Origin of the sequence: Sphingomonas sp. NPDC019816, assembly GCF_050274375.1 — a bacterium.
Lineage (GTDB): Bacteria > Pseudomonadota > Alphaproteobacteria > Sphingomonadales > Sphingomonadaceae > Sphingomonas.
In genome coordinates this window covers 1-3,049 of sequence record NZ_JBNNOB010000227.1, presented here as the reverse complement: position 1 = coordinate 3,049, position 3,049 = coordinate 1, and the positions used below count along the sequence as shown (strand labels likewise).

Below are 3,049 nucleotides of genomic sequence, written 5' to 3'. Positions count from 1 at the left end.
CAGCCGCCAGATCGCGGACTCGGTCGACATGGTGATCCAGGTCAAGCGCCTGCGCGACGGCAGCCGCCGCGTGACCAACATTACGGAAGTGATCGGGATGGAAGGCCCGGTGATCGTCACGCAGGAGCTGTTCAGCTTCCACTATCTGGACGAAGGCGCGGACGGCAAGATCATCGGCGAGTATCGCTCGGCGGGCCTGCGCCCCTATACGCTGGACAAGGCCAAGCAGTTCGGCTTCGACCAGGCGCTGCTGGAGGCGTGCCTGTAAGCGTCAGAACAGGCGCGGGCGTACCAACTTCTGCCAGAGCAGCGACAGCATGGCATAGACGACGACCGCGACGATGACGGTTCCGCTCGTCTGCAACAGCATCTCGCCGCGACCCGGCGGCGGCGCCAGCGGGTTGCGGCTACCGCCGAACAATCCGAAGGACAAGGTCGCGACCAGCCACCAGTAAATGGCGGTCAGCCCGCTTTCGAGCAGCGCGACGAGGATGCGTTTCATGCAGCCCCCCCGGTGACGAAGGGGATGATGTCGACATAGTCGCGATACGCCCCCCTGCCCCGCTGCGGCTGGTGGTGGTGGGTCAGCAGGAAATAATCGGTGACGATCGATGCCTGCGCCTCGATCCCATAGGACCGGAAGGGGCGGGTCGATCGCGACAGGTCGCCGTAATGGTAATTGCGATTGAACACCGCGCGCAGCTTCACCCACATGCCCTGTTGATATTGCCAGGCATGGGTCAGTTCGTGGATCAGCCAGGCGGCATGGCCGAGCGTCGTCGAGAAGTCGGGCCGATAGCTGGCGGGCGGGAAATACACCTCGCCGTTGGGCGTGATCGCGGTGTCGGACGGCTGGAAGAAATAGGCGCGGCGATTGTGGATCTTCACCCGGTCATGATCGAGCGCGTCGCCGAATATCTGCGTCACGTGGCGCAACTCGCCGGGTGTCAGCGATCGCCTAATGCGTTGGCCCATCCCTGCCTCCTTGTTGCCGGGATAACGTCGATCATGGGATACGGATGCCGGCGCCACCGTCAATTCCTGCCTGCCATGAAAGTGGCAGGAGGGAGGGATGACGGATAGATCGCTCCTCCGGCGGAGAAGCACTACAAATCGTGACACACCACCCTGGCGAAGGCCGGGGTAGTGCTGAAAGCAAGGCGTATTCCTCATCGCTGCTTTTGCAGAGGTGGATGCACACCCCCGATTTCCCGCGCGCGCAGCCTCTGGCTCGGCTAGGCGTTGGGGCGTGATGCGCCGCTTGCTCTATCTGCTCCCCGTCCCCCTGTTGCTGACCGCCGCGATGATAGCACCGCGCGCGGCGGCGCCGACGCCACCGGCCACCGAGGCGGGTGACGCCGGTGAGGATGTGGTCGCGGCCGCCGCGCGCGATCCGGGGGTGGCGACGCTGGCAGCGGATGCCGAGGCGCGCTGGATCCCCTTTCAGCTGACGCCCGGTAACCAGATCCGCTTCGCCATGACCATCGACGGACAAGGTGTCTCGGCGATCCTCGACACCGGGGTCAGCTTCACCTTGTTGTCGCGCGAATCGCCGGTGGCGAAACGCGCGCGCATCCGACCGGGCGGAGAGGCGAGCGCGATCGGCGGCGCGGTGGCGATCGGATGGATGCCGACCCGCACGCTGTCACTCGGCGGCCTGACCCGCAAGGGCGGCGGCGTGGCGGTGGCGTCTTTGCCAGCATTGGCGACCGGCGATGCCAAGCCGGTCGATCTGCTGGTCGGGCGCGATCTGCTGGCGGCGCATGCGCTCGACATCGATTATCAGGCCAAGCGCTTCCGCCTGCTGCCCTCGGGTCGCATGCCGTTCCGGGGCGCGACCGCGCCGCTGACCGTCTCGGCCGAGCGGCGCGTCTATGAAAGCGCCGTGGGCCTGGGCGACACGCGCCTCTCGCCGGTCATCGTCGACACCGGCGACGGATCGGCGTTGACCGTCACCCGTGCCGGCTGGCGGGCGGCCAGGTTGACGTCGCTGCCGACCACCAGCGCAATCGGCTTCGGGCTGGCGGGTCCGTCCGTCAACGACCTGGCGATCGCGCCGACGCTGAAGCTGGGCAGCCTGACCGCGCATGACGTCGAGGTGCGGATCGAACCGGCCAAGGGCTTCAGCGAATCGGTCGGAGTCGCCGGGCGGCTGGGATCGGGCTTCCTGCAACGCTACCGCGTGCTGCTCGATCCCGGCGCCGCGCGGATGGTACTAGCGCCGGGGCCGCATGCCGACGATCCCGCGCTGCGCTCGACCGCTGGACTGTTGATGGGTGTCGGCGGCGACCGGCTGCGCGTGCTGCACGTCATGCGCGGCGGGCCGGCGGACAAGGCCGGCTGGCGCGAAGGCGACGCGATCTGCGCCATCGATGGCCGGCCGATCCCGGCGGATTATGTGGACAGCCCCATGGCCCGCTGGACCGTGGGCAAGCCCGGCACCACGGTCCGCCTGCGCATGTGCGACGGCCAGGAACGCAGCCTCACCCTTGCCCGCTTCTATTGAGGTAAGATGACTTAACGGAAGCGCCCCTTCAGGGGGGGGCGGGGGTAGGGCGCTTCCGCCAGTCCGACGCCTGCGGAGAGGCCCCACCCCAACCCCTCCCCTCAAGGGGATCGTTGCGAAACCCGATTTAGGGGGCCGGACGGGTATGGCGGATAGACAGATGCGGTGGCGGAGCGGTTCGCTGGCTTGCGGCTGTCGGCTGGCAGGGTGCTCGATCGGTGGTGCGCTGGCCTGGGGGGTGAACCCGGTTCAGGTGAGGCGCAGCGCGGTGGTCATGTTGTAGGCCAGGGCAAGCAGAAAGCTGTCGTTGCGGTTCCTGGCCAGCCCCTTGTAGCGTACGCAGTCGAAGCCCCGCCATCGCTTGAGGGTGGCAAAGACGCCCTCGACCTGGGCGCGGATCGGCGCGATCAGGGCATTATATCGCTGCTGCCACCGGGTCAGCCGGGGCCCCCCGCCCCAGCTCTTGTGCATGATCCGCGCCTTGATGCCTTGCGCGCCGAGCCACTGGCGGCGGGCACGTTTGGCATAGGCCTTGTCGGCATA

4 protein-coding genes and 1 pseudogene are annotated in these 3,049 nt (G+C 67.5%); 2 read left to right on the top strand and 3 right to left on the bottom strand.

The features are described 5' to 3' along the window. Positions 1-268, top strand: a pseudogene (locus ACQKJZ_RS18780) (CpaF family protein); the annotation flags it as partial. Positions 269-271: 3 nt separating this feature from the next. Here the strand turns inward: ACQKJZ_RS18780 and ACQKJZ_RS18775 are convergent. Together ACQKJZ_RS18775 and ACQKJZ_RS18770 are read right to left on the bottom strand one after the other, a co-directional pair. Further along, entirely contained in the window at positions 272-502 is a 231-nt protein-coding gene (locus ACQKJZ_RS18775; protein WP_427733156.1) for a hypothetical protein, read from the bottom strand. After that, on the bottom strand, positions 499-975 hold the full coding sequence (locus tag ACQKJZ_RS18770; RefSeq protein WP_427733154.1) for a vgr related protein: 477 nt from the start codon (positions 973-975) through the stop codon (positions 499-501). Before ACQKJZ_RS18770 ends, ACQKJZ_RS18775 begins: the two co-directional genes overlap by 4 nt. Before the next feature lie 277 nt (positions 976-1,252). Between ACQKJZ_RS18770 and ACQKJZ_RS18765 the strand changes: the two genes are divergently transcribed. Then, positions 1,253-2,506 carry an aspartyl protease family protein gene (locus ACQKJZ_RS18765; RefSeq protein ID WP_427733158.1) on the top strand — a complete coding sequence of 418 codons (1,254 nt, stop codon included), beginning with the start codon at positions 1,253-1,255 and terminating at the stop codon, positions 2,504-2,506. 249 nt (positions 2,507-2,755) lie between these two features. On the opposite strand, the gene ACQKJZ_RS18760 is transcribed toward ACQKJZ_RS18765, so the two are convergent. Continuing rightward, positions 2,756-3,049: transposase (locus ACQKJZ_RS18760; RefSeq protein ID WP_427733152.1), on the bottom strand; the 294-nt coding region annotated here is incomplete at its 5' end.